The 18,184-nt window shown below is 72.7% G+C and carries 15 protein-coding genes; 7 read left to right on the top strand and 8 right to left on the bottom strand.

The features are described from left to right. Window positions 1-44: 44 nt before the first annotated feature. Window positions 45-1,385, bottom strand: a complete 1,341-nt coding sequence (locus ACIBEJ_RS12435; RefSeq protein ID WP_397182754.1) for a sensor histidine kinase — start codon at window positions 1,383-1,385, stop codon at window positions 45-47. 69 nt (window positions 1,386-1,454) lie between these two features. Between ACIBEJ_RS12435 and ACIBEJ_RS12430 the strand changes: the two genes are divergently transcribed. The 5 genes from ACIBEJ_RS12430 to ACIBEJ_RS12410 all read left to right on the top strand — a co-directional run bounded on the left by ACIBEJ_RS12430 (window position 1,455) and on the right by ACIBEJ_RS12410 (window position 7,472). Continuing rightward, window positions 1,455-2,144: a response regulator transcription factor gene (locus ACIBEJ_RS12430; RefSeq protein ID WP_397182753.1), complete on the top strand. Its 690-nt coding sequence runs from the start codon at window positions 1,455-1,457 to the stop codon at window positions 2,142-2,144. A 33-nt stretch (window positions 2,145-2,177) separates the two neighbouring features. Next, complete coding sequence (locus tag ACIBEJ_RS12425) at window positions 2,178-2,756, top strand: TetR/AcrR family transcriptional regulator (RefSeq protein ID WP_397182752.1); 579 nt, start codon at window positions 2,178-2,180, stop codon at window positions 2,754-2,756. Between the two features lie 27 nt (window positions 2,757-2,783). After that, window positions 2,784-3,539 carry an SDR family NAD(P)-dependent oxidoreductase gene (locus ACIBEJ_RS12420; RefSeq protein WP_397182751.1) on the top strand — a complete coding sequence of 252 codons (756 nt, stop codon included), beginning with the start codon at window positions 2,784-2,786 and terminating at the stop codon, window positions 3,537-3,539. Between the two features lie 67 nt (window positions 3,540-3,606). After that, window positions 3,607-4,935, top strand: a complete 1,329-nt coding sequence (locus tag ACIBEJ_RS12415; protein WP_397182750.1) for an SWIM zinc finger family protein — start codon at window positions 3,607-3,609, stop codon at window positions 4,933-4,935. Continuing rightward, window positions 4,932-7,472 (top strand): DUF6493 family protein, encoded by a 2,541-nt coding sequence (locus ACIBEJ_RS12410; RefSeq protein ID WP_397182749.1) that lies wholly within the window; start codon window positions 4,932-4,934, stop codon window positions 7,470-7,472. The genes ACIBEJ_RS12415 and ACIBEJ_RS12410 overlap by 4 nt, the downstream gene beginning before the upstream one ends. A gap of 151 nt (window positions 7,473-7,623) precedes the next feature. Here the strand turns inward: ACIBEJ_RS12410 and ACIBEJ_RS12405 are convergent, their stop codons facing one another. From ACIBEJ_RS12405 to ACIBEJ_RS12380, 6 genes are read right to left on the bottom strand one after another with little or no spacing between them, the layout of a single operon-like run. Next, window positions 7,624-7,899: a cation:proton antiporter gene (locus ACIBEJ_RS12405; protein ID WP_397182748.1), complete on the bottom strand. Its 276-nt coding sequence runs from the start codon at window positions 7,897-7,899 to the stop codon at window positions 7,624-7,626. Then, on the bottom strand, window positions 7,896-8,156 hold the full coding sequence (locus tag ACIBEJ_RS12400; RefSeq protein WP_397182747.1) for a monovalent cation/H+ antiporter complex subunit F: 261 nt from the start codon (window positions 8,154-8,156) through the stop codon (window positions 7,896-7,898). The genes ACIBEJ_RS12405 and ACIBEJ_RS12400 overlap by 4 nt, the downstream gene beginning before the upstream one ends. Then, entirely contained in the window at window positions 8,153-8,692 is a 540-nt protein-coding gene (locus ACIBEJ_RS12395; protein ID WP_397182746.1) for a Na+/H+ antiporter subunit E, read from the bottom strand. The genes ACIBEJ_RS12400 and ACIBEJ_RS12395 overlap by 4 nt, the downstream gene beginning before the upstream one ends. Then, on the bottom strand, window positions 8,689-10,245 hold the full coding sequence (locus ACIBEJ_RS12390) for a Na+/H+ antiporter subunit D (RefSeq protein ID WP_397182745.1): 1,557 nt from the start codon (window positions 10,243-10,245) through the stop codon (window positions 8,689-8,691). The genes ACIBEJ_RS12395 and ACIBEJ_RS12390 overlap by 4 nt, the downstream gene beginning before the upstream one ends. A 1-nt stretch (window position 10,246) precedes the next feature. After that, window positions 10,247-11,056: a Na(+)/H(+) antiporter subunit C gene (locus tag ACIBEJ_RS12385; protein WP_397182744.1), complete on the bottom strand. Its 810-nt coding sequence runs from the start codon at window positions 11,054-11,056 to the stop codon at window positions 10,247-10,249. Further along, on the bottom strand, window positions 11,053-13,809 hold the full coding sequence (locus ACIBEJ_RS12380; protein ID WP_397182743.1) for a Na+/H+ antiporter subunit A: 2,757 nt from the start codon (window positions 13,807-13,809) through the stop codon (window positions 11,053-11,055). Before ACIBEJ_RS12380 ends, ACIBEJ_RS12385 begins: the two co-directional genes overlap by 4 nt. A gap of 247 nt (window positions 13,810-14,056) precedes the next feature. On the opposite strand from ACIBEJ_RS12380, the gene ACIBEJ_RS12375 reads away from it, so the two are divergent. Next, a complete protein-coding gene (locus tag ACIBEJ_RS12375) occupies window positions 14,057-15,778 on the top strand; it encodes an ABC transporter ATP-binding protein (RefSeq protein WP_397182742.1) in 1,722 nt (573 codons plus the stop codon). After that, window positions 15,775-17,598, top strand: a complete 1,824-nt coding sequence (locus tag ACIBEJ_RS12370; protein ID WP_397182741.1) for an ABC transporter ATP-binding protein — start codon at window positions 15,775-15,777, stop codon at window positions 17,596-17,598. The genes ACIBEJ_RS12375 and ACIBEJ_RS12370 overlap by 4 nt, the downstream gene beginning before the upstream one ends. A 202-nt stretch (window positions 17,599-17,800) precedes the next feature. Here ACIBEJ_RS12370 and ACIBEJ_RS12365 read toward each other — a convergent pair whose 3' ends face one another. Further along, window positions 17,801-18,103, bottom strand: coding sequence for a hypothetical protein (locus ACIBEJ_RS12365; protein WP_397182739.1), 303 nt, complete (start codon window positions 18,101-18,103; stop codon window positions 17,801-17,803). Window positions 18,104-18,184 lie beyond the last annotated feature (81 nt).

The following is an 18,184-nucleotide window of genomic DNA, read 5'->3' as shown; positions in this document are numbered from 1 at the left end:
TGGATGTCCCGGTGGGGGTGTCTTCCTCCCTGGTGGCAAAGGTGTCAGCCGCCGGGAGAAGAGTCCCGTTCGGCGAGGGGGAGGTGGAGGATCAGGTGGGCGCCTTCGGGGGTGTCGGCGGCTTGGAGGGTGCCGCCGTGGGCTTCGGCGATGTCGCGGGCGATGGGGAGGCCCAGGCCGGTGCCGCCGGTGTCGCGGGAGCGGCCGCGGTCCAGGCGGGTGAAGCGTTGGAAGACCTGTTCGCGCAGGTCGGCGGGGATGCCGGGGCCGTCGTCCATGACCTCCACCACCGCCTGGTCGCCGTCGCGGCTGACCGAGACCCAGATGTGGGCCTCGCCGTAGCGGTCGGCGTTGGCCAGGAGGTTGGTCAGCAGGCGGTCCAGGCGCAGGCGGTCGCCGCGGACCTTCAGGCCGGAGGTGACGGACGTCTCCACCTCCAGGCGGAACGGCCGGCGGGCCACCTCCTCGGCGACCAGGGCGCCCAGGTCGAGGAGGTCCTCCGCCGGGCGCTCGCCGGCGTCCAGGCGGGCCATGAGCAGCAGGTCCTGGACGATCGCCGACAGCCGGGTGGCGTCGTCCAGGGCCGACTTCACGGTGGCGCGGTCGGGGTGGTCCAGGCCGGATTCCAGGCCGACCAGCATCGCGGTCAGCGGCGTGCGCAGTTCGTGGGAGGCGTCGGAGACGAAGCGGCGGTGGCGCTCCACCGCGTCCTCCAGGCGGCACAGGGTGTCGTTCACCGTGATGGCCAGTTCGGCCACCTCGTCGCCGGTGCCGGGGACGGGCATGCGTTCGCTGAGGTCGGTGGCGCTGATCTGCTCCAGGCCCGCGCGGATGCGTTCGACCGGGGCCAGGACCCGGCCGACGATCGTCCAGGCGCCCCAGCCGACCAGCGCGAGCAGGACCAGCGAGGATCCGGCCAGCGCCAGTGGGAGGAAGGCGCTCCTGAGCACGAGTGACTCGCGGACGGCGGCATAGGCGACGGCGGGGCCGTACGCGGTGGAGCGGTTGCTGGTGCCCACGACGATCAGGCACGCGTCGGCGCCCGGCGGGCACACGCGGGTGGAGACACGCGAGTCGCCGCCGGCGGGGCGGGCGGCCGTGAGCGGCGGGCGGCCCTGCAGGGCGGCGCTGGCGGCCACAACGCGGCCGGAGGTGTCGACGACCTGGAGGAGGAGCACGTCGTGCTGGGGCGGGACGGGTCCGGGCAGCGGCCGTTCGTCGATAAGGGTGGTCACCTGGCGGCTGGCGCGGTCGGCGCGGTCGACGAGTTCCGCGCGCACGAGCGCGGGGACGGTGAGCGACAGCGCGACCGAGCCGATGAGCAGGACGACGGCGAAGACCGCGAGCGCGGTGACCGTCATGCGGCCTCTGATCGAGCGAGGCATGGTTCGACTGTGTCACGGATAGTACAAATGCCTGGTCAAGTAGGGGATTTCGCGGGTTAGCGTGATCTCGTGGTGCATGTCCACCTCATCGAGGACGACGCGTCGATCCGCTCCGCGCTCACCCGCGCGCTGAGCGAGCGCGGCCATGCCGTCTCCTCCAGCCCGACGGCCATGGCGGGGCTGAACCAGGTCATCGAGAGCCGTCCCGACGTGGTCGTGCTCGACCTGGGGCTGCCCGACCTGGACGGCGGCGAGGTGCTGCGCATGCTGCGGGCGGTCACCTCGACGCCGGTGGTGGTCGCCTCGGCCAGGGACTCCGAGGCGGAGATCGTCAAGGCGCTCAACGCGGGCGCGGACGACTACGTGATCAAGCCGTTCGGCGCCGAGCAACTGGAGGCGCGGATCAAGGCGGTGCTGCGCCGGGCGGCGCACTCCGAGCCGGGCACGGCGCCCGCGATCGAGGTCGGCGGCCTGCGCGTGGACCCGCCCGGCCGCGCCGCCTGGCTCGACGGGACGGAGCTGGAGCTGAGTCCGCGCGAGTTCGACCTGCTGCACTATCTCGCCGCCCGGCCCGGCCGGGTGATCACCAAGCGCGAGCTGATGGTCGAGGTCTGGCACATGCCGTACGGCGGCGCCGACCGCACCGTCGACGTCCACCTGTCCTGGCTGCGCCGCAAGCTCGGCGAGACCGCGGAGAATCCCCGATTCCTGCACACGGTACGCGGCGTCGGCGTCAAGCTCGTCATCCCCGATATTTGACCGATCGTTCTCGAATAAGCTACGTTCTCGCCCATGGCAAGGACGAAGGAGTTCGACCCCGACGTCGCGCTGGGTCGGGCCATGGAGCTGTTCTGGCGCAAGGGGTACGAGGCCACCTCGATGGCCGACCTGGTCGAGCAACTGGGCGTGGCCAGGGCCAGCATCTACGCGACGTTCGGCGGCAAGCGCGAGCTCTACCTGCGGGCCTACGAGCGCTACCTGGAAAACGGGATCGACTTCACCGGGCGGCTGGGCGGGCCGGGTCCCGCGCTGCCGGCCGTACGGGAACTGGTGCGGCAGTACGCGGAAGAGGCCGCGCACGACGCCGAGCGGCGCGGCTGCCTGATCGTCAACACCGCGGTCGAGCTCGCGCCGCACGACACCGAGTTGTCCCGGCGCGTCCGCGGCAACTGGGACTTCGTCGAGGACGCCCTGGCCGCGGCACTGACCAGGGCGCGGGAGCAGGGCGAGCTGGCCGAGGGCAAGGACCCCCGGGCGCTCGCGCGCCTGCTGCTCGTGGTGCTCCAGGGCCTGCGGGTGGTCGGCAAGGCCTCAGACGACGCCGCGCGGATGCGGGACGCGGCGGAGCAGGCCCTGTCTTTGTTGGACTGATCATTCTTAAATATTGAGGAGTTTGTGATGCGGTTCAGTGGCAAAGTCGTCCTGGTCACGGGTGGCGGCAGCGGGATCGGGCGGGCCACGGCGCGGGCGTTCGCGAAGGAGGGCGCCGCCGTCATGGTGGCGGGGCGCAACGCCGGCGCGCTGAAGGAGACCGTGGAGCTCGTCGCCGCCGACGGCGGCGAGGCGGCGGCGGTGGTGGCCGACGTGACCAGCGAGGACGACGTGGCCGCGATGGTGGCCGAGACCGTGCGCCGCTACGGCGCGCTGCACGTCGCCCACAACAACGCCGGCGTCCTCAACCCGCCCGGTCCCCTCGCCGACCTCGACGCCGGCACCTGGCGTGAGGTCCTGGACGTCAACCTGACCGGCGTGTTCCTGTCGATGAAGCACGAGATCGCCCACATGCGCGAGCACGGCGGCGGAGCCATCGTCAACACCTCCTCCAACATCGGCGCCCACGGCCGCCGACCCGGCTTCTCCGCCTACGGCACCGCCAAGGGCGCCGTCAGCCTGCTGACCAGGGCCGCGGCCCGCGACCACGTCGGCGACGGCATCCGCGTCAACGCCGTCAGCCCCGGAGCCAACGAGGGGCCGATGTCGGCGCTGCCCGGCGAGAGCGACGAGGAGCGCGCCGTCCGGTACGCGACGCAGATCCCGCTCGGCCGCATCGGCACGCTGGACGAGGTGAGCGCGGCGGTGCTCTGGCTCGCCTCCGAGGAGGCCGGTTTCGCCGTCGGCCACGACCTGGTGATCGACGGCGGCGTGACCGCCTGAGACGTCGTGACCAGGCCGCACGCGGGGTGGCGGATTTTTGTCGGAGTCGATCTCTAGCTTCACCGCCATGACTGCCGTGCAGGCGTACTCCTACGCCGCTCCCTCCTTCCTCGACGGCTCCCGGCTGGGCCTGTCCACCTCCGGCGGACGGGCGCTGTCGGGCCCGCTGCCCCGCCCGCGCTTCTTCAGCGGGCTGGTCACCGAAGCCGCCCCCGCCGCCGCCGGGCTGCTGGCCCTGTCGGACGTGGCGATGACCCGCTACCACCAGCCGCGCCCCGGCTGGACCCGCGACCCGGTGGTGACCTGCGACGGGCAGCGGCTGCGGATGGAGTCGTTCTCGGCCTGCGGCGGCGTCTACGCCCGGCTCGACCTGGCCGCGCTCGACGGCGACATCCTCGACCGCGGCACTACCAACGTCGACGTCAACGGCCCGCTGCGCGAGGCGCTGGCCCGCGTCGGCGGCAAGGACCCGCTGCACCTAGGCGTGGGGGCCGACGAGATGGCCGTCACCACCCTCGACGGCGCGGTCGTGGAGAAGAAGGTCCCGCTGCCGCCGCGCTGGCTGCGCGGCTTCGCCGAGGTGCAGGTCATCGCCTCCGGGTTCGACCTGCGCGCGGAGTTGGGCGGCCCGCACGCGATCCGCTTCCTGCGCTCGCTGCCGCGCGCCGCCGGCGCCACCGTCTGGGTCGCCCCCGCCGGCCGCGACCTGCGCCTGCACACCAGCCCCGTCCCCGGCGCCGTGTGCCTGGCGGGCGCGGGCCGCGTGGCCACGCTCCTGCCGCTCCTGCGCTTCGCCAAGGCCCTTCGCCTGTACGGCCCGCCCGCCGGATCAGGCTCGACCGCGAGCGTCTGGGAGCTCGAACTCCCCGGGATGCGCTACACGCTGGCCCTCTCCCCCGGCCCCTCGCGCGGCTTCTCCGGCGAGGGCGCGGTCCTCGACCACCTCTCCACCGACGAGGCGGCGGGCGACGCCGACGTGCTGGCCCCGCTGCTCGCCTTCGAGCCCGCCATCGAGGTCGGCGCGCTGGCCGACGCCTCCGGCCTGTCCCCCACGCGGGTGCGCGCCGCGCTGACCCAGCTCGGCACGGCCGGCCGGGTCGGCTATGACCTCCACGAGAGCGCCCACTTCCACCGCGAACTGCCCTACGACCGCGACCAGGTCGCCGAGCTCAACCCCCGGCTGACCGCGGCCCGCGCGCTGGTGTCGTCGGGCGCGGTGCGGGTGAGCGGCGAGCGGGCCGAGGTGACCACCCCGAACGGCGTCAGGATCGTGGGGCTGGCCGACGGCTCGTGCACGTGTTCGTGGTGGTTCGACCATCGGGGTTCGCGCGGTCCCTGCAAGCACGTGCTGGCCGCCAGGATCGCCGCCCGCGTGGACGTCGAGGTGACCGCGTGACCAGGCAGGCGTGGGAGAGCGTACGCGAGGCGATCACCCGCGGCGACGCCGACGAGGTGGCCACGCGCGTCCTCGAACTGGACGAGGACGGCCGGCGCGAGGTCGCCGCCGAGTTGCCCGGCCACATCGCCCCTGCCAGGAACGCGCAGCACCGGCTGGCGGAACGGCGCCAGAGCTGGGACTGGCGGCTGCACGACGTCTGGATCGAGCCCATGCGGGTGGCCGGCGCGGGCACCATCGGCGGGGCCGCCGCGGTCGCCGCCTACCTCTACCGCCGCGACTTCTCCCGCTGGTCGCCCGAGCCCGACCTCGAACCGCTGCTGAAGGTCATCACCGCCCGCCCGGCCGAGTGGCAGGCCGACCTGGCCGTCCGGCTGGCGCTGCGGCTGCGCGGCTCGCGCGCCCAGCGCACGGACGACAGCGCGCCGCTCGCGCTGGAACTGCTGCGCAGGACCGGCACACCGCCGCCCGACCACGAGCCGCTCGTGGTGGCGTGGGTGAGCCAGCCGCCCCGGCTGCCCGGAGACCCGCTGGCGGCCCATCTCGTGCCGCGGTTGTTCGAGGCGGAGGGCGTGGGCAGGGCCCTGCGCGAGGACCGGGTCGAGCCGCTGGACTGGGGGCCGCGCCATTCCTGGGTACGCACGCTGCGCGACCTGGCCGCCTCCGGCGTCCTCGACCGCGAGATGCTGGTGGACGGCTGCGTACGCCGGTTCCTGCGCGGTGGTACCGCCCCCGACCTGCGCTTCTTCGTCCGCCTGCACGAGGAGCTGGACCCCGCCCCCGACCCCGGCCGCGCCCGCGACTACCTGCGGCTGCTGCCCGCCGCCCCCGGCACGGTGGCCGAGGCGGCGCTCAGGCAACTGCGCGGCACGCTCGCCGCCGAGGACGTGGGCGAGGCGGTGTCCGCGCTGCTGTTCCGCCCCGAGAGCAAGCTGGTGCGGGCCGGGCTGAGCTGGCTGGACCGGGTGGCCCGCGAGACGGACGGCGACCTCGACCACCTGGCGCCCGCGCTGGCGTCGGCGTTCCTGTGCGAGTCCTACGCGGTTCAGGAGCGCACGGTACGGCTGGCCGTACGGCATGCCGGGCGCTTCACCCCCGTCGGCGCCGAGGCGGTGCGCGAGGCGGCGACAGTGCTGCCGGCGGACCTGCTCGTCCCGCTGTCCGCGGCCTATGGCCACGTGGATCAGGAGGGCGGGCTGACCGACGGGTTCGTGCCGGTTCCGCTTCCGCCGGTGGAGCCGCCCGCGGACGAGCCGGACCCGTTCGAGGCGTGGCTGGACGGGTTCGTCCGCGCGGCGGGCGCCCGGCGTCCCGCGGCCGCCGCCGCGCGAGGCGGGCTGGGCGGAACGCTGCGCCGCCTGATCCGTGGGCGTGGCCGCGGCGACGGCGAGCGGCGCTGGCACGCGGTGGAGTCGTGGGTCGAGGCGCTGGCCGGCGAGGCCGCGCGGCCGGGCGAGAGCGCCGGGGACGAGCTTCTGGGCCGGTTACCGCAGGCGCACACGCTGGCCGCGCCCCACCGGATGGTGCTGGAGCGGTGTGCCGAGGTGCTGGCCGCGCTGCGGGTGGGGACGCTGCCGCCGTACCTGCTGGCGCTGCCCACGACGGCCTCGGGGCACGTCGAGCCGGCGGAACTGGTCGCCCGGCTGGAGGGCTACGAACGGGCCGGCGCCGTCGCGCTGCCCGCCGACCTGCAGCAGGCGCTGCTACGGCTGCCGCGCGAGGTGCCCGCCGAGGTGGCCGAACGGGCGGGGCGGCTGGCGTCCGAGGCCGGCGCGACCCTGGTGCGCTGGCTGGCCGACCGGCCGGAGCCGCGGCTGCGGGTGCTGTGGCGCGGCGGGCGCCCGCAGGGGATCGCACGCCTGGAGCCGACCGGGCTTCCCCTGGTCGACGCGCTGCTGGGGCACGCGCCCACCGCTCGCCGCGGGCAGTCGATGGAGCACTGGCACCGGGTGCTGCCCTCGGACCGGGAGGCGCTGGCCATGCACCTGCTGCCGCACGTGACCCCGGGCTGGGAACGGCCCGCGGACTTCGTCGAGCACGTCACGCGCCTGTTCCACCTTGAGGGTACGGCGGGCGACGCCGTCGGCGCGTTGCTGGCGACGCTGTTGTCCGAGCGGGACTGGTACCTGCCGCCGGAGCGGGCCGAGAGGCTGCTGCTGGCGGCCGCCGCCACCGGCGGGCTGCCCGGCGAGCGGTGCGGACACCAGCTCGGGCTGGCGCTGCGGGCGGGCGTGGTCAGCGCGGCCGACGTCCGTTCTTCCCTGGAGTCGTGCGCCAGGCAGGGGGCGCACCGCGAGGTCTGGGAGATCATGACCGGCCTGCTCGCGTCCTACCTCCCGGCTGCCGACGAACGAGGCACCACCGCCCACACCCGCACCCTGGCCTTCGCCCTGGACGTGGCCCGCTGGTCGGCGGCCCGCGGCGCGGTACCTGCGGTCGCCGAACTCGCCGACCGCCCCCGCTCCAGCGCCCTGGTACGGGCAGCCCGAACCCTGGACGCCCACCTCACCACCCACCCGACCCGCCAAGCCTCCTGACCCCCAACCCACCAGGCGCGGGGCGCACCTCCAGGACAACCCTCCGGAGGACAGCGCCTCGGCCTGGCAAAACGCCCCTGGATCGGGCGCTTCGGGGAGCCGGGCGCGGGGGCAGGTCATGGAGACCGGAGCGAGAGGGGGGCTGGGTGGGTTAGTCGGAGAGGTAGGCGGCGCGGCCTACCACGTAGGTGGCCACCGCCACGGTGATGATCTGGGCGCAACCGACGATCAGCAGGGGGCCGCCCGTGGCGGCCGTCGGTTCGCGGAGCCACATGCCCATCAGGATGAGCAGGATGCCGGGCACCTGGGGCTTGCTGCCCGCGTGCATGCGGGCCAGCGTACCCGGGAAGCGGACCAGGCCGACCCCCGCCACGAAGGTGAGCGCGGCGCCGAGCAGCAGGCAGGCGCCGGCGAGGATGTCGGTCATCGGCCGCTCCTGGCGAAGAACCGGGCCAGGCAGACCGACCCGACGAAGCCCAGCAGCGACAGAACGAGCAGGACGGGCATGGCGGTGTAGTCGCGGTAGACGGCGGCGGCGGTGCCGACGGCGCACATGGCCACGGCGGTCAGCACGTCGAAGGCGACCGCCCGGTCCAGCATCGAGGGTCCGCGGGCCAGCCGGTAGATGGTCATCGCGGCGGCGCAGCCGAGCAGGATCACGACGAGGGCGTGGACGACGGTCATCGGAGTTCCTCCCTGTCGGCCTTGGTGCCGAAGACGGCGATCACCCTGCTTTCCAGCCGGGTGACCTCCTCCTGGACGGAGGTGGCGTCGGTGACCCCGAGCACGTGCACGACCAGTTCCTTCCTTCCGGTGTACGCCTCGACGACGAGGCTGCCGGGCAACGACGACAGGGCCACGATGATCAGCGTGGTCATCGGTTCCGACGAGGTACGCAGCGTGGCCGTGGACAGGTGGACCGGCGGCGCGCAGGCCCCGGGCCGCAGCGCCCACCACGCCACGCGGACGCTGGAGACGACCATGTCGAGGGCGTAGCGGGGCAGGAAGGCCGCCAGCGCCACCGGCCGCAGCCGGATCCCGGGGTCGAGCAGCGGCAACGGCAGCATCCACACGATGACCGCCCCCGCCACCAGGCCGCCCAGGACGTTGCCGACGCTGAGGTCGCCCCACAACAACACCCACACGAACGCCAGCCACGCCACCAGCGGCAGCGGAACGTGCCGCCCGAACACACGCGGGGCGAACAACCGCGTCCTCATCGCCCGCTCCCCGACACGGCCTCCAGGTACGGCTGCCGCGCCATCAGCTCATCGGCGGCCCGTCCGGCCAGCGCGGACAGCGGCCCGGCCAGAACCGTGTAGGACAGGGCCAGCACGACCAGCGCCGCCGTGGCCGCCACCATGGGCCAGGGCAGCAGGGTGGTGGTGCGGATGGCGCCCTCCTCCGACGACTCCTCGCTGTCCAGCACGGTCTCCTCCGCTTCCTGCGCGGCGGGCGGGCTGCGCCAGAACGCCTTCCCCCAGGTCTTCGCCACCGCGTACAGGGTGAGCAGGCTGGTCACGAGGCTGCCGGCGACCAGCGTGAGCGCCAGCGGCCCGCCGTCCGCCAGCCCCGCCTGAACGAGCAGAAGTTTCCCCAAAAATCCGGACATGGGGGGAATCCCCGACAGGTTCATCGCCGGCACGAAGAACAGCACCGCGATCAGCGGGGCCAGCTTCATCAGGCCGCCGAGCCGGTCCACGGACGTGGTCCCGGTACGCCGCTCGATCAGCCCGGTCACCAGGAAGAGGCTGGTCTGGACGGTGATGTGGTGAACGACGTACATGACCGCTCCGGCCATGCCGGCGACCGAGGAGAGCGCGACGCCGTACACCATGTAGCCGATGTGACTGACCAGGGTGAAGGAGAGCATCCGTTTGATGTCGGTCTGGGCGACGGCGCCCGCGATGCCGACGAGCATGGTCGCCAGCGCGGCCCACATGAGGATCGTGGACACCGGCCCGCCGGGGAACAGCAGCGCCTCCAGCCGGATGATCGAGTAGATGCCGACCTTCGTGAGCAGTCCGGCGAAGACGGCGGTGGCCGGGGCGGGCGCGGTGGGGTAGGAGTCGGGCAGCCAGGCCGACATCGGGAAGACCGCCGCCTTGATCGCGAAGACCAGCAGCAGCGTGAGCTCGACCATGAGCTTGAGGTGCTGGGGCAGCCCGGCGAAGCGCTCGGCGAGCTGGGCCATCGACAGTGTGCCGGTGCCGGCGTAGGTGATCGCGAGCGCGATCAGGAAGAGCATGGACGAGGCCAGCCCCATGACCGTGTACGTGGCGCCCGCCCGGATCCTCGGCAGGGTCCCGCCGAAGGTGAGCAGCACGTACGAGCCGCCCAGCAGCATCTCGAACGCGACGAACAGGTTGAACAGGTCACCCGACAGGAACGCGTCCGCCACCCCGGCCACCATGATCAGGTACGCCGGATGGAAGATCGCCATCGGCGCCAGGTGCTCCTGGTCGGCGTAGGCGTTGGCCAGCGAGTACAGCATGACGCAGAACGTCACCGCCGACGACACCACGAGCATGAGCGTGGACAGCCGGTCGGCGACCAGGCAGATGCCGGTCGGCGCGGGCCAGCCGCCGACGCACGCGACCAGCGGCCCGCCCCGGTCGGCCGCGACCAGCAGGATCAGCGAGATCACGACCATGGCGCCCAGCGTCGCCAGGCTGATCAGCGCGTGCAGCCGGCGCAGCCGTCCGCCGATGGCCAGTTTCAGCGCCGCGGCCAGCAGGGGCAGCAGGACCGGAGCGGGGATCAGCGCCTGCATGTCAGTCCTCCCCCTCCAGCTCGGGGTCCTGCGCGAGGGCCTGTCTGCGCAGGTCCTCGCGGATCGCCGCCCGCAGCTTCCTGCGCGCCTCGCGCTGCCTGGCACGGAGCTTGCGCCGCAACTCCCGCTCGGCGGCGTCCTGGTCACGCTGCCTGCGGGCGAAGTCGTCGCGCAGCTCGCGTACCCGCTCGTCCTTGCCGCGTGCCTGGGCCTGTTCGAGCTGCCTGGCCTCGTCGAAGCGGCGCAGCAGTTCCTCCGACGACAGCCCGTCGTCCTTGTGCGCCTCCATCCAGCGGCCGAGGTCGACGTTGATCTCCAGGATCCGCGACTCCAGCTCGGCGGTGGCACGGCGCTCGCGCTTGACCCGTTCGGCGTCCAGGCGGGCCAGCTCGGCGCGCTGGTCGGCGACGAGCCGCTCGTAGGACTTCTCCCTGGCCCGCAGCGCCTGGCTCAGCTCGCCCGCGGTGGCCCTGATGCGCACCCTGCGGTCCTCGGTGTCGTCCTGCACCGCGTCGTCGCCGGTGAGCTGCCAGGAGCGGTGCGCCAGGGCCAGCAGGAACGCGGTCACGCCCAGCGTGATCACGATCGAGGTCAGGACCATCGCCTGCGGCAGCGGGTCGGCCGCCCCCGGCGTGCCGAGGAACGGCGGGCGGCCCGCTGGCCCGCCCGCCGTGACGATCAGCAGGTTGACGCCGTTGGACAGCACGATGACGCCGACCAGGATCCTGACCAGGCTCCGCTCCAGCAGCAGCGTGACGCCCGCGGCGATGAGCACCGCGGACAGCGCGAACGGCACCAGCGGCAGGCTCACGAGCTCTCCATCTGCCGGTCAAGCTCGGCGCCCAGGGCGCGCAGCACGTCGCCGACCATGCCGACCACGGACAGGTAGATGCCGAAGTCGAACAGCAGCACCGTCGACAGGTGCAGGGTTCCGACCAGCGGGAGCGTCACGTCGGCCGCCAGCATCCGCAGCGCGTCCCCGCTCACGCCCCAGCCGATCAGCGCGCAGCACAGCGACAGCGTCAGCCCCACCCCGATCAGCACGCCCGCGTTGACCGGCAGCGCCCTGGCCAACTCGTAGCGCCCGCCCGCCAGGTAGCGCACCGCCACCGCGAGCCCGGCCACGATGCCGCCCGCGAACCCGCCGCCCACCCGTCCGTGCCCGGTGAACAGCAAAAACACCGACAGCAGCAGCATCGTGTGGAAGGTCAGCCTGGCCACGATCTCGAAGATGACCGAGCGCTGCCCGGCAGGCAGCGTCGCCGACAGCCAGTGCGTGCGCCCGTCCGCGGGCGGCGCCGCGTCCTCGCGTTCGAGGCTGAAGGTACGGCGGCGCAGGAAGACCAGGCTCGTCACACCGAGCGTGAGCACGATGATCACCGAGCTCTCGCCCAGCGTGTCCCAGGCCCGCATGTCCACGAGCAGCGCGCTGACGAGGTTGCTCGCCCCGGCCTCCTCAGCCGCCGCCGCCAGTTGCGTCCCCACCGGTACGGCGGTGCGCTCGTGCAGGGCGATCATGCCCGCCCCGGCGGCCACGACCCCGGTGACCACGCCCAGGCCCAGCCGCAGCCAGAACGGCACCCGGGCCGAGTCGCGTTCCGGGCTGACCGGCAGCCGACTGAGCACCAGCGCGAACATCACCAGGCTGAGCGTCTCGGCCAGGAACTGGGTGAGCGCCAGGTCCGGTGAGCCGTGGGCCAGGAAGAGCAGGGCGGCGCCGTAGCCGGTGACGCCCGCGGTCAGCGCGAGCAGGATGTGGCCGCGCACGAACAGCAGGGCGGCGGCTCCGGCCACCACGATCGCGCCGACGACGGGCTGCTCGGCGCCGGCCCAGCCGGTGAAGTCCAGGTGGAGGACGGGGGCGCCGCCGTACAGGAAGGAGAAGCAGCCGGTGGCGGCCATGACGGCGAGCACGAGCGTGAGGTAGGCGGGCAGGGAGCCCCGCTGGAGCAGGCCGGTGAGGATGGTGGCGTAGCGGTCCACGCCGCGCATGATCGCCCAGTAGAGCTGGGCGGCGTCGAGCACGTGCAGGGAGGCGCCCAGCCTGGCCACGGGTTCCCTGACCAGGAAGAGGATGAGGCCGCCGGCCAGGGCGGTGGCGGACAGGGCCAGCGGGACGAGGGCGCCTGACCACAGGGCCAGGTGGGCCTCCGGGCCGGGGTCGGGGTAGGAGGCGGTGAAGGGGGCCATGGCGGCGCCGTACCAACTGGCGGCGAAGGCGGCGGCGAGGCCGAGGACGGACAGCAGCGCGGGCGGGACGGACATCGGCGCCGCCGTCGGACGCACCGGCGTGGGCGGCAGGCCGGGCTTGGACGCGAAGGCGCCCCACAGGAAGCGCGCGGTGTAGGCGACGGTCAGCAGCGAGCCGAGCACCACCCCGGCCAGGACGACGGGGTCGTGCAGCAGGGCCTCGAAGGCGGCCTCCTTGCCGGAGAAGCCCAGCAGCGGCGGCAGCCCGGCCATCGAGGCGGCGGCGAGCACCGAGGCGGCGCACACCCACGGCATCGAGGCACGCAGCCCGCTCAGCACGGTCAGGTCGCGGGTGCCCGTGGCGTGGTCGACGATGCCGACGACCAGGAACAACGCCGCCTTGAACAGGGCGTGGGCCAGCAGCATGGCCACGCCCGCCAGCGCCGCCGCGCCCGTGCCCGCGCCGAACAGCACGGTCAGGAAGCCGAGCTGGCTGACGGTGCCGTAGGCGAGCAGGCGTTTCAGGTCGGTCTCGCGCAGCGCCCGCCACCCGGCCATCAGCATGGTCACCAGGCCCAGCGGCACCGCGACCAGCCGCCACACGGCAACGTCCCCGAACGCGGGACCGAGGCGGGCCAGCAGGTAGATGCCCGCCTTGACCATGGCCGCCGCGTGCAGGTAGGCGGAGACGGGCGTGGGCGCGGCCATCGCGCCGGGCAGCCACAGGCTGAACGGGAAGATCGCCGACTTGGCCAGCGCGCCCGCCAGCACCAGGACCAGCGCCACGCCCACCAGCCCGCCCTGGGGCGGGTCGGCCACGATCCGGGAGATGCGGTACGTGCCCGCCGCCTGGCCGATCATGACCAGTCCGGCCAGCATCGCCAGCCCGCCGAAGGTCGTGACGGTGAGCGCCTGCATCGCGGCGACCCTGCCGGCCCGGCTCTCGGGGTCGTAGCCGATCAGCAGGTAGGAGAAGACGGTGGTCAGCTCCCAGAAGACGTACAGCAGGAGCAGGTCGTCGGCGATCACGAGGCCGAGCATGGCCCCGGCGAACGCCACCAGCACGCCGGCGAACCGGCCGAGGCCCTGGGCGTCCGGCGCGAAGTAGCGCGAGCAGTACCACAGGACCAGCGCGCCGATCCCGGTCACCAGCGTCACCATGAGCGCCGACAGCGCGTCTACGCGGAAGGCCAGCTCCAGCCCGAGCTGCGGCGCCCACGCGCGCGCGTGCTCGTACGGCACCGGACCGGTCACGAGCACCAGGGAGATCGCCGGGACCGCCGCCAGCACCGTGAACGCGCCCCTGCCCATCACCCGCACGAGCACCGGCGCGCACATCGCCGCCACGGCATGCAGGATCAGCAGCGGCTCCATGCGCTCCTCACGGGCTACGGCGGTCCGGCGGGATCGTGGGCCGGTCGCGTCCCACTGTGCCGCGCGCGATCATGCCCGCCTGAGGCGCGACGCGCCGCCTTGACCGATTCCGTGCCAGAAGTTCCCTGCCCGAAGCGGGCCGTGCCCAGCCAAAAATGGGTTGATCGGTCGGGTTAGCATTGATTGAGTGCCTCCCGATACCACAACCTCCCGCCGTCCCCTGCTGTCTACCAACTCCCTCTGGCGGATGAAGGGCTACCTCCGCCCTTACATCGGCAAACTCGTCTTCATCTGGCTGGTCGCCCTCCTCGGCATCGGGGCCAGCATCGCGCTCCCCCTCATCGGCAAGGAGGTCGTCGACGGGCCGGTCGCCCACGGCGACCAGGGGGCGCTGCTTCCTCTCGGACTCCTGGCGCTCGGCGTCGGCGTCCTCGAAGCGCTCCTCACCTTCCTGCGCCGCTGGGCCCAGGTCGGGCCGGTGCTCGGGCTGGAGACCCGCATCCGTGACGACCTCTACCGCCACCTGCAGCGGCTGCCGATGGCCTTCCACAACGAATGGCAGTCCGGCCAGCTCCTGTCACGTGCCACGACGGACCTGTCGGCGATCCGGCGCTTCCTCGGTTTCGGGATGCTCTTCCTCGTCATGAACATCCTGCAGCTCACCGTCGTCACCATCGTGCTGCTCAACATGTACTGGCCGCTGGGGCTGCTGGTCGCGGGCTCCGCGGTGCCGATCGTGGTGGTGTCGCTGCGCTTCGAGAAGCGCTACATCCGCATCTCCCGCCAGGTCCAGGACGAGCAGGGCGATCTCGCCACGCTCGTGGAGGAGTCGGCCATCGGCATCAGGACGATCAAGGCGTTCGGGCGCCGGCACCACGTCTTCGACTCCTTCGACGACTCCGCGCTCAAGGTGTACAGGACCTCCATGGAGAAGGTGCGCAACTCCGCGCGCTTCTTCACCTTCCTCGAGGTCATCCCCAACTTCACCCTCGCGCTGGTGCTGCTGCTCGGCGCGCTCGCGGTGGGCGGCGGCGAGCTGTCGCTGGGCACGCTGGTCGCGTTCACCACGCTGATGCTGCAGCTCGTCTGGCCCATCGCCAGCCTCGGCTACATCCTGGCGATGTCCCAGGAGGCCATGACCGCCGCCGACCGCGTCATGGAGGTCATGGACACCGTCCCGTCGATCCAGGACGGCGCGGACACGGCCCGGGAGCCCCGCGGCCACCTGCGCTTCGAGGGCGTGGAGTACCGCTTCCCTGGCGCGGAGGCCCCGGTGCTCGACGACCTCTGGCTGGAGGTACGGCCCGGCGAGACCGTCGCCGTCGTCGGCGCGACCGGCTCGGGCAAGACGACGCTGACCTCGCTGGTGCCCCGGCTGCTCGACCCCACGCGCGGCAGGGTCACGATCGACGGCCACGACGTGCGCGAGCTGGAGCTGGGCTCGCTGCGGCAGATCGTGGCGACGGCGTTCGAGGAGCCGACGCTGTTCTCCATGAGCGTCAGGGAGAACCTCACGCTGGGACACCACGACTCCTCCGAGGAGGAGCTGGACGCGGCGATCCGCACCGCGCAGGCCCAGTTCGTCTACGACCTGCCCTGGGGGCTCGACACCCGGATCGGCGAGCAGGGCATGTCGCTGTCGGGCGGGCAGCGGCAGCGGCTGGCGCTGGCGCGGGCCGTACTGAGCAAGCCGAGGATCCTCGTGCTGGACGACACGCTGTCCGCGCTCGACGTCGAGACGGAGGCGCTCGTGGAGGAGGCGCTGCGGCGGGTGCTGCGCGACGCGACCGGCATCGTCGTGGCGCACCGCGCCTCGACGGTGCTGCTGGCCGACAAGGTGGCGCTGCTGCGCGGCGGCACGATCACCCACATCGGCACCCACCACGAGCTGCTGGAGGCGGTGCCCGAGTACCGGGAGCTGCTGGCCCAGGACGCCGACTTCGACCCCTCGGAAGGAGCGCTGCGATGACGAGCGCGACCAAGGCCTGGCGGGGCGTGGCCTCCGAGGAGCAGGACGAGCTCGACGACAAGGTGTCGGTGTTGCTGCGGGAGCGCTCCCGCAAGCTCCTCGGCGACCTGTTGAAACCGCACAAGAAGCAGATCGCGGCGCTGACCGCGATCATCATCGTCTCCAACCTGGCGGGCCTGGCGATCCCGTACCTGGTGAAGGTGGGCATCGACGAGGGCATCCCGCCGATGCTCAAGGGCACGGGGACCGGCACGCTGCTGACCGTCGTCGGCGTGATCCTGGCCGCGGCGGCCACGCAGGCGCTCACCCGGCAGGCGTTCCTGAAGCTGTCGGGGCGCATCGGCCAGGACATCCTGCTGGAGCTGCGCAGGCGGGTGTTCGACCACTTCCAGCGCCTGTCGCTGTCCTTCCACGAGAAGTACACCTCCGGCCGGGTCATCTCGCGGCTCACCTCCGACATCGAGGCGATCGCCGAACTGCTGCAGTCGGGCTTCGACGGCCTGGTCACCGCCGTGCTGACGATGTTCGGTACGGCGGCGCTGCTGATCGTCCTGGACCTGCACCTCGGCCTGCTGGCGCTGATCCCGCTGCCGCTGCTGCTGCTGTTCACCCGGTGGTTCCGCAAGCAGTCGGCGATCGTCTACCGGCGCACCCGCGAGACGGTCGCGCTGGTCATCGTGCACTTCGTCGAGTCGATGACCGGCATCCGCGCGGTGCAGGCCTTCCGCCGCGAGAGCCGTAACCAGGAGATCTTCAAGCAGCTCAACGCCGACTACCGCGACGCCAACGCGCGCAGCATGCAACTGCTGGCGGTGTTCATGCCGGGCATCAAGCTCATCGGCAACGTCACCGTCGCCGGCGTCCTGGTGTACGGCGGCTGGCTGGCGCTGCACCAGGAGGTCACGGTCGGCGTGCTGGCGGCGTTCCTGCTCTACCTGCGCCAGTTCTACGAGCCGATGCAGGAGATCAGCCAGTTCTACAACACGCTGCAGTCGGCCGGCGCCGCGCTGGAGAAGCTGTCCGGAGTCCTGGAGGAGCCTCCGGCGGTGCCCGAGCCGCGCCGGCCGACGCCGCTGGAGAGCGCCAGGGGCAAGGTGCGCTTCGAGGGCGTGCGGTTCGCCTACACCGAGGAGATGCCGATCCTGCCCAGGCTGGACCTGACGATCCCGGCCGGGCAGAGCGTGGCGCTGGTCGGGGCGACGGGCGCGGGCAAGACGACCCTGGCCAAGCTCATCTCCCGCTTCTACGACCCGGTCGAGGGCCGCGTCCTGCTCGACGGCGTCGACCTGACGGCGCTGGACGAGCCGACGCTGCGCCGCGCGGTGGTCATGGTGACCCAGGAGAACTTCCTGTTCTCCGGCACGGTCGCCGACAACATCCGCTTCGGCCGGCCGGGCGCCTCCGACCGTGAGGTGCGCGAGGCCGCCAAGGCGATCGGGGCGCACGAGTTCGTCAGCGCGCTGCCCGACGGCTACGACACCGAGGTGGGCAAGCGCGGCGGGCGCATGTCCGCCGGGCAGCGGCAGCTCGTCGCGTTCGCGCGGGCGTTCCTGGCCGACCCCGCGGTGCTCATCCTGGACGAGGCGACCTCGTCGCTGGACGTGCCGAGCGAGCGGCTGGTCCAGCGCGCGCTGCGCACGATCCTCGCCGACCGCACGGCGCTGATCATCGCGCACCGGCTGTCGACCGTGGAGATCGCCGACCGCGTGCTGGTGATGGAGCGCGGCGAGATCGTCGAGGACGGCCGTCCCGACGAACTCATCGCCGCCTCCGGCCGCTTCGCCGGGCTGCACAGGGCCTGGCTGGAGAGCCTGAGCTGAACCGTTTCCCGGAGGGGCACGAGGCCCCTCCGGGAAATCCCCTTCGCGGCGGGGCCCGGGTGTGAGGCGGGCTTCGGGGTCAAGTCAGAGCGCGGGTACGGCATGGCCGTATCCGCCACCGAGTGTCCACCGGCCCTCACTCCCCGCACAAGCCGGGTGTTTCACCACCGGAGGCCAGCAAAAGCTCACCTCCTGTCATGGTTCAGAGCAGCCGTGGCCGGATCGGGCTCAGCAGGACCGTCTCGTCCGGGACCACCGGCATCCCGGCCAGCCGCGCCTCCGGGTGGCGGGCGAGATAGCCCTCGGGGAACGTGGTGGTCTGCTGCCCGCCGCACTTCGGGCAGAGCGCGGCACTGGCCGGCGGCGGGACGAGCACGCCGGCCCGTACCCAGACCTCTCTTTCGTTACCATGGCGGTCGTCGACCGATCGCACGAGGTAGTCCTCTTCCCAGACGTACCAGCATCCCCGGCACTCGAACGGCACGCTCCTGCGCTGTTCTTCCATGAGGTCACCCCCTCCCTTCGAGTGTCCGCCCGGCTTGCGCGCGCTCGCAAGCGGGGTAGAAACATCGGCACGGACCCGGTA

This window comes from Nonomuraea sp. NPDC050790, from assembly GCF_044456745.1.
Classification (GTDB): domain Bacteria; phylum Actinomycetota; class Actinomycetes; order Streptosporangiales; family Streptosporangiaceae; genus Nonomuraea.
This window is presented reverse-complemented; position numbering and strand designations above follow the sequence as displayed.

Coding starts and splice junctions, on each gene's coding strand:
- ACIBEJ_RS12435 (WP_397182754.1), bottom strand. CDS start 1,385: ATGCCTCGCTCGATCAGAGGCCGCATGACGGTCACCGCGCTCGCGGTC.
- ACIBEJ_RS12425 (WP_397182752.1), top strand. CDS start 2,178: ATGGCAAGGACGAAGGAGTTCGACCCCGACGTCGCGCTGGGTCGGGCC.
- ACIBEJ_RS12420 (WP_397182751.1), top strand. CDS start 2,784: ATGCGGTTCAGTGGCAAAGTCGTCCTGGTCACGGGTGGCGGCAGCGGG.
- ACIBEJ_RS12415 (WP_397182750.1), top strand. CDS start 3,607: ATGACTGCCGTGCAGGCGTACTCCTACGCCGCTCCCTCCTTCCTCGAC.
- ACIBEJ_RS12405 (WP_397182748.1), bottom strand. CDS start 7,899: ATGACCGACATCCTCGCCGGCGCCTGCCTGCTGCTCGGCGCCGCGCTC.
- ACIBEJ_RS12400 (WP_397182747.1), bottom strand. CDS start 8,156: ATGACCGTCGTCCACGCCCTCGTCGTGATCCTGCTCGGCTGCGCCGCC.
- ACIBEJ_RS12395 (WP_397182746.1), bottom strand. CDS start 8,692: ATGAGGACGCGGTTGTTCGCCCCGCGTGTGTTCGGGCGGCACGTTCCG.
- ACIBEJ_RS12390 (WP_397182745.1), bottom strand. CDS start 10,245: ATGCAGGCGCTGATCCCCGCTCCGGTCCTGCTGCCCCTGCTGGCCGCG.
- ACIBEJ_RS12380 (WP_397182743.1), bottom strand. CDS start 13,809: ATGGAGCCGCTGCTGATCCTGCATGCCGTGGCGGCGATGTGCGCGCCG.
- ACIBEJ_RS12375 (WP_397182742.1), top strand. CDS start 14,057: ATGAAGGGCTACCTCCGCCCTTACATCGGCAAACTCGTCTTCATCTGG.
- ACIBEJ_RS12370 (WP_397182741.1), top strand. CDS start 15,775: ATGACGAGCGCGACCAAGGCCTGGCGGGGCGTGGCCTCCGAGGAGCAG.
- ACIBEJ_RS12365 (WP_397182739.1), bottom strand. CDS start 18,103: ATGGAAGAACAGCGCAGGAGCGTGCCGTTCGAGTGCCGGGGATGCTGG.